Genomic DNA, 6,279 nt, shown 5'->3' on the forward strand with positions numbered 1-6,279 from the left:
TTAGAAAAGATACAAGGAGCAGGAAACAGAATCAAGAATGTCAAAATAAAAGGACAAGACCTTGATCCTAAAAAACTGTACAAGCCTGCTGTTAATAACTACCGGTTTGGTACGCTGCAAAACTTAAAACTTGCAACCCAAGAAGATGTGTACTACGACTCGTATGAACTCATGCAGGATGCAGGACGTATCCGCGATCTCATCGGAGCTTATGTAAAAGAAAAAGACAAAGGCGTGATTACTCCCAAAGTGAATTATAACTGGAAGATCATCGGCTTTGACCCGAATGTTGAGGGAAAAGATAAGATTTTAGATGAAATCAGAGCAGGCACTATTCAGATTCCCCGCTCTGCGGACGGCAGAACCCCGAACGTTAAGTCCATCAATGTTCACGAATTGAAGAAGTAAAAATATCGTTTTTCTCCGGCTTCATCCTGTTGCGGACTTAAGCTCCGCGACAGATGAGCCGGGCATCTGCAATTCTATCTAAAGGGAATAAAAGCAGAGCCGGACAGCGCTGCTTGAGCCGCTGCCCGGGAAGAAAAACATGAAACATCTCAGATCTGCATAAAGAGCGTTTCCGTTACAGCGGCAACCGCATCAGCACTAGCTCATATAGTCGCCGTACCTCTAACACATCTACACAGCCTCAGACTTATAAATCTCAGGCTTGTACAACCTAATAATTTTGGTAAATAGGATGTGCAGCAATAAAGCACAGCCGAACGGTACAACTAGATACGCAATCAGCAATGCACTAATCCGCACCGCAGGAGATCCGCTCAAAAACTCATATGCCTTAATAGGACCGACCAGCCCGGCAATACCGAATCCAGCACTTACCTTATCCCCCATGATACCTAAAAAGCGTCCGGCAATCCCCGACGCAGCAGCAGTTAATACAACCGGCAATGCCATAATCGGATACCGTACCAAATTTGGAATCATCAGTTTCATGCCGCCAAGAGCAATAGCCGCAGTAATTCCTGCCTTATTTACGCGCCACGATCCAACAATCAATACAGCGGTACAAGCTGCAACGCCGAGATTTGCTGCCCCGGATGCCAAACCAGCAAGCCCAATGGCAATACCGATTGCTACCGTCGAAATAGGTGAGATAATCACAATAGAGAAAGATGCTGCAATAAGAATGCACATCAGTACCGGCTGCAGCACGGTAAAAGAGTTAATACCGCGGCCAATTGCTGCGCTCACCTCTGCTACATACGGCAGGATAAACAGTCCCAATGCTCCAAGACCACCGGCAACAATAATCGGCTGCACGATAATCGTAAGAGAACCAAGCTTGTTTCCCAGCCATAGCGTAACAAGGGCTGCCAGAGCTACAATAATCATCACATTAATTAAGTCACCGATACCGGCAAGCTTAGCGATACCATCTACATGGCGTACCGTACCGGAAGCAATAAAACCGGCAAGCCCAATCATAGAAGCCTTAATCGGTACAAAGCCGAGTTGTATCCCGACAATAAAGCCGATCACCGCAGATACCAAGTATTGCACATCCGCCACCGATTGATACAGCATACCGAATATGGCACCATAGGGCGCAAGTGCTTTAAATATCTGTCCCAACACAGCGTTAGCAATAAGGGCAACAACAATCCCCGCAGCCATACCATTTAAAAGCGTATTGATAAAAAATTTAGCAGTTATTTTTTTTGTTTGTTCAGCCATAGTGTTTTATATCCTCACAATATCAAATACAGGAGTATCTCAAAATAATAGACACGCTTTCCTTTATAAACCGAATAATTTCTCTTTGCCATGCACAAAGGTGGTGATCAGATCGCAATACGGTGTAGGAATATGCAATTCTTTGCCTTTACGCGAAATATAACCGTTTAAGAAGTCAATTTCGGTCAAACGATGGTTTTTAATTAAATCTTGGTGCATTGAAGGGTAGTGCTTTGCACCGACAAAGTCCGGCTGTGTAAACCCGTACACGTAATCAGTTACGGAATCAACATCGAGTGTAACACCTTGAGTCTTTGCTATAGCAGCAAACTCAGAAATAATACAGCGCATCATATCTTTGCAGCCAGAGATACCGCCTAATTCCAGCATATTGCATTCCATAATTGTACAAGTACTGTTCATTGCTCCATTAAGAGCAGCTTTCCGCCAAATAGACCATAGAATATTATCGGAATATACCGCAGGCATTGTCGCTTTATTGAGCGCTTCTACAATGACCTCCGCCCCGGCTTTGCCTTCCGGTACAATATTCTGAATTTCTGTTTTTCCATGACTCGACAACACGGCACATCCCGGACCTTTCATTCCGGCAGTTACTACCGTAACACCCATAAAAATATTTTTGGGATCGATAAATTTTTTCAGGGTTTCTGTATGTCCCAATCCATTTAAAAGACAAAGAATCTTTGTATCATCCCGCAACACATGTTTAATGCTACTTAGCATATGTTCCAGCTGCATTGATTTTGTAAATACAATGACAAAGTCCGCTGTGCCTTTAAACTCTTCCGGCTTATAAATATCGATCTTTGTGGATAACTCCACAGTACCATCTTGCAAATGCAAACCATTCTTTCGGATTGCATCGATATTATCCTGCCAACCATCCAGCAGCGTTACATCATTACCGCTTTTTTGCAGCATAAATCCAAAGCTGCAGCCCATTGCACCTGAACCGGCAATAACAACCTTCATATAAACTCCTTCATTAGGATAGCGTATCATAAAACAAGGTACAGAGCTTTATCCAGAAAAATAGAATGATAGCTCGTCCCGTCCCAATAGGGGATATTTTATCGAGTTTTGTATACGATGTCTATAAATATATCAAAACTCAAGAATAATATTATCGCTTCTCCTGATATGTTGTGCCTTTTGTCAATAGCAAAACAATAAAAAAAGAAAAGGTTTTAGAAATCAAGATTTTCGGCACTAGACCACTTGAGATATTCGTGGATTTAAGATGAAACTTTGTTTCAGCTGTTACCGACAGGTCAATGATCCGCCAAAAGTTCTTTCTGTCTAATACGCGGGAATTCACAGTACTTGCATACTGCTTAGCCCATAGGGGGAGACGAAGATAACTCGTATCATGCCTCGTTTCCGCCACCTTTTCTGTTATTTCAAACTTTACTATATATGAATAATGAATTTAAGCAATTTTGTATCACTGCTTTTGTTGTTGCCTTAACGGTCATTTCATCAGAAAGTTCATTCCGTTGAAAATCAAAGCAGCATAGTGCATACGTGTCCTTATGAACATCGATTCCTATATACAAAACTTTTTCGTTTTGTGTTATACTTTCCATGTTGTGCCTCCTCTTTGTATGAGGTAATGCCTCATACCGGTAATGCTATCATTATCTATCTTGTCGCTCAATCCTCGTTTTTACAAACTGGTTGGCACAACATATTGTCTATACCAATGAAAACTGAACGAATAAAAGCTGAAGTGCTTGGCGGTGTCCAGTTATATCGGGCGGCTTGGAGGATGGATAGGTAGCTGACTGAAAAGCCTTAGTGCCAAAGGCGATACCATTTTAAAGCCAGCATATCATATTTCCAGCGTAGTCTACTGCCTTGCGTAATTGCTTTGTCTGAAACAAGCGGAAACTCTGCTAAATGTGTGGTTTCGCCATTTGCATCAGTAAAAAATCGAATTTTTCCTATCTTTTGTCCTTTGGCTATCGGAGCGGAGAGTTGAAGCGGTGCTATTACCTGTGCATGAATAGCTGCTGTGTCTCCCGGTGTTCCGGCAGCAGTCCGTGGAATAGTAAACGCAGCTTCTGTGCCGTTGGGGTCGAGTAAACGAGGCAGCCGTGCTGTTGTATTTGCCGGCTCTTGTGCACCGGTTACCGGAATAACGGGCATAGACACGGAAAAGTCTTGTGCATATGCGGTGGAAAAGTGGGAAAAAGCCCATTCTATCAATGTTTTACCATTTTCTTCACGGATTCGTTTGCCTTCTGCAGAATTACGTCCTGCCCCGCCCAAAATAACCGCTATAAAGCGTATGCCCTGCCGCTGTGCCGTGAGGGCTATATTAAAGCCTGATTCATAGATAAAACCTGTTTTAAGTCCATCACAGCCGTCAAGTTTTGCCAGAAGGGTATTCGTTGCCTGTTGTGTAACTGTCGGCTGGGGTTTTAGCATATTGTGAGGCTCCGGATAACGCAACACCCGTACTGAATGGAATAACGATAGGTGTTCGGGATATTTATGGATGTAAGCAGCAGAAAACCGGGCAAAATCACGGGCTGTGGTGCGGTTATATTCACTGAGACCGCTTGCATCTTCAAAATGAGTGTCTGTTAATCCAAGCTCTGCTACCGTTTTGTTCATCAACGTTACAAAGGCGGGAACGGAACCCGCGGTGTGAATTGCTAATGCCGCCGCTGCATCATTTCCCGATACAACCGCCATGCCGCGCATCAGTTCTTCCACTGTCAGCTGCTGATTTTTGCCTAAAAACATGAGGGATGACCCTGGCGGCATATTCACTGCCCATGCTTCTGCAGGCGGAAAAATAGTTTCGGATAGGCTGATGTCGCCCCGTTCAACCGCTTGCATGGCAGTATAGATAGCAACCAGTTTTGTGAGAGAGGCTGGCGGAATACTCTGATCCGGATTTTTTGTAAACAACAGTGCGCCACTTACCGCATCGATCAGCACTGCGGAACGGGCTGCGATCGCTGGCGGGGCGGGTATACCATATACACAGGGAGCAGGTTGTAAGAGTGCCGGTACGCGGTACGGCACCTGTTCAATGGCATCACCGGTATAATGCTGATGTGCTGTCCCATCGGTATTGGCAGCTCCTGCTCCCTCTTGCGGCAGCTGCATCAGCTGTGCTCCCCGGATATACAGCGCAACCGCAATGCCAAGAGTCCAGATGATGAGAGCCGTAACTGCAATCATCAGATAAAAACCGAACGGACGAATTTTCTTTATCATGGTAGTCACAAATTAAAGAGAGCCGATCTGTTCGATAACTTCGTTGCCGAACAAGTCGACGAATGCTAAATCGTACAAACGGCACGATTTAGAACATCGCATTTCAAGGAAACCTGTTCAGAAACATACGTTTCTGAACAGGTTTAGTATACACACCGCACAAAAGGGATTGCTTTTTATACTGTCTGATTAGTCCAGCAATCCAGCCGGATTAATCGTAGCTCCATTTTTATAAACCGTAAAATGGAGATGCGGACCGGTACTCATCCCCGTATTGCCTACCGTTCCGATTTTAGAGGCTGGAGAAACAAAGCTGCCTTTTGACGTTAAAATGGTATTCATGTGTCCGTAGAGGGTTTGATACCCTGCGTGATGTCGGATGATGACATAGTTCCCGTATACCGTGCTATAACCGGTGGCTGTAACCTGACCGTTTAATGCCGCATAGACAGGAGTACCTTTAGGAGCTGCCATATCCATACCGTTATGAAAGCTGCGGGTACCGTTTAAGAAAGGATTATCCCGCCATCCATAGCGTGAAGTAATATAATAGCTGCTGTGGAGCGGTTTTTTAAACAAATCGCCGTTTATTTCCTGGAGAGTAGCCCAATCAAGCTTTGCATCGGGTAAAAAGATAACAGAAGCCGGCTCAATGGTGTTGTCTGTTAAAGCATTGACCGCTGCTAATTTTTCTAAAGAAATCTTATATTTATCGGCGAGGGCTTCGGGATTGTCTCCTTTTTTTACTGTGTAGGAGATACCATCTATAGAAGGAATTTTTAAAATTTGACCGATCTGTAAGGTTCGTGTGTTTTTCAATTTGTTCAGACTGATAATGGCATCCTGGCTTACGTGATATGCGGCTGCAATAGTACCAACCATATCACCTTGTTTTACGGAATAAGCCCGGTAATACAAGGCGCTTGAATCTGAATGAGGTTGCGGTTCTGCCGGCATCTCCGGAGGTAATGATGTACCGCCTCCACCCATACCATGATCAAAAGCTTCATTGTTCCTACTGTCGGATGACCATACAACCAGAAACACGAGAGAAAAACATAAAATACTAAAAAGAAAAATACGTGTTACTTTCATCGGAATAATCACTTACATATATTGTAGTAATTATACCGACTGTTTTAAAAAGATCAATATGCGTCAATGAATTTCACTAGGATTCCGCATTATAACTACCTAAAAATGCTGTACGCGGTACTATCTCTTCATAATTATACTCCGCCCTCAGCCTTGCGTTTTTCTCCTGTACTCCACACATTGCATTTTATATCCTGATGTCCTATACTTTCTCCAGCTATGGAAGACGAA

4 protein-coding genes and 1 pseudogene are annotated in these 6,279 nt (G+C 43.8%); 1 reads left to right on the forward strand and 4 read right to left on the reverse strand.

What is annotated here, in order from left to right; translation table 11 throughout:
* Positions 1–12: 12 nt before the first annotated feature.
* Positions 13–408, forward strand: a pseudogene (locus tag ACTTJ8_RS07355) (5'-nucleotidase C-terminal domain-containing protein); the annotation flags it as partial.
* A 231-nt stretch (positions 409–639) separates the two neighbouring features.
* On the opposite strand, the gene ACTTJ8_RS07360 reads toward ACTTJ8_RS07355, so the two are convergent.
* The 4 genes from ACTTJ8_RS07360 to ACTTJ8_RS07375 all read right to left on the reverse strand — a co-directional run bounded on the left by ACTTJ8_RS07360 (position 640) and on the right by ACTTJ8_RS07375 (position 6,048).
* On the reverse strand, positions 640–1,698 hold the full coding sequence (locus tag ACTTJ8_RS07360; protein WP_442716236.1) for a PTS sugar transporter subunit IIC: 1,059 nt from the start codon (positions 1,696–1,698) through the stop codon (positions 640–642).
* A 63-nt stretch (positions 1,699–1,761) separates the two neighbouring features.
* Positions 1,762–2,694: a 2-dehydropantoate 2-reductase gene (locus ACTTJ8_RS07365; protein WP_442716237.1), complete on the reverse strand. Its 933-nt coding sequence runs from the start codon at positions 2,692–2,694 to the stop codon at positions 1,762–1,764.
* A gap of 822 nt (positions 2,695–3,516) precedes the next feature.
* The gene (locus tag ACTTJ8_RS07370; RefSeq protein ID WP_442720763.1) at positions 3,517–4,953 is read right to left on the reverse strand and encodes a D-alanyl-D-alanine carboxypeptidase family protein; all 1,437 of its coding nucleotides are present in this window, start codon (positions 4,951–4,953) and stop codon (positions 3,517–3,519) included.
* A gap of 189 nt (positions 4,954–5,142) precedes the next feature.
* The gene (locus tag ACTTJ8_RS07375) at positions 5,143–6,048 is read right to left on the reverse strand and encodes a LysM peptidoglycan-binding domain-containing M23 family metallopeptidase (RefSeq protein WP_442716239.1); all 906 of its coding nucleotides are present in this window, start codon (positions 6,046–6,048) and stop codon (positions 5,143–5,145) included.
* Positions 6,049–6,279 lie beyond the last annotated feature (231 nt).

Source organism: Treponema sp. (genome assembly GCF_052169735.1).
Classification (GTDB): domain Bacteria; phylum Spirochaetota; class Spirochaetia; order Treponematales; family Treponemataceae; genus Treponema.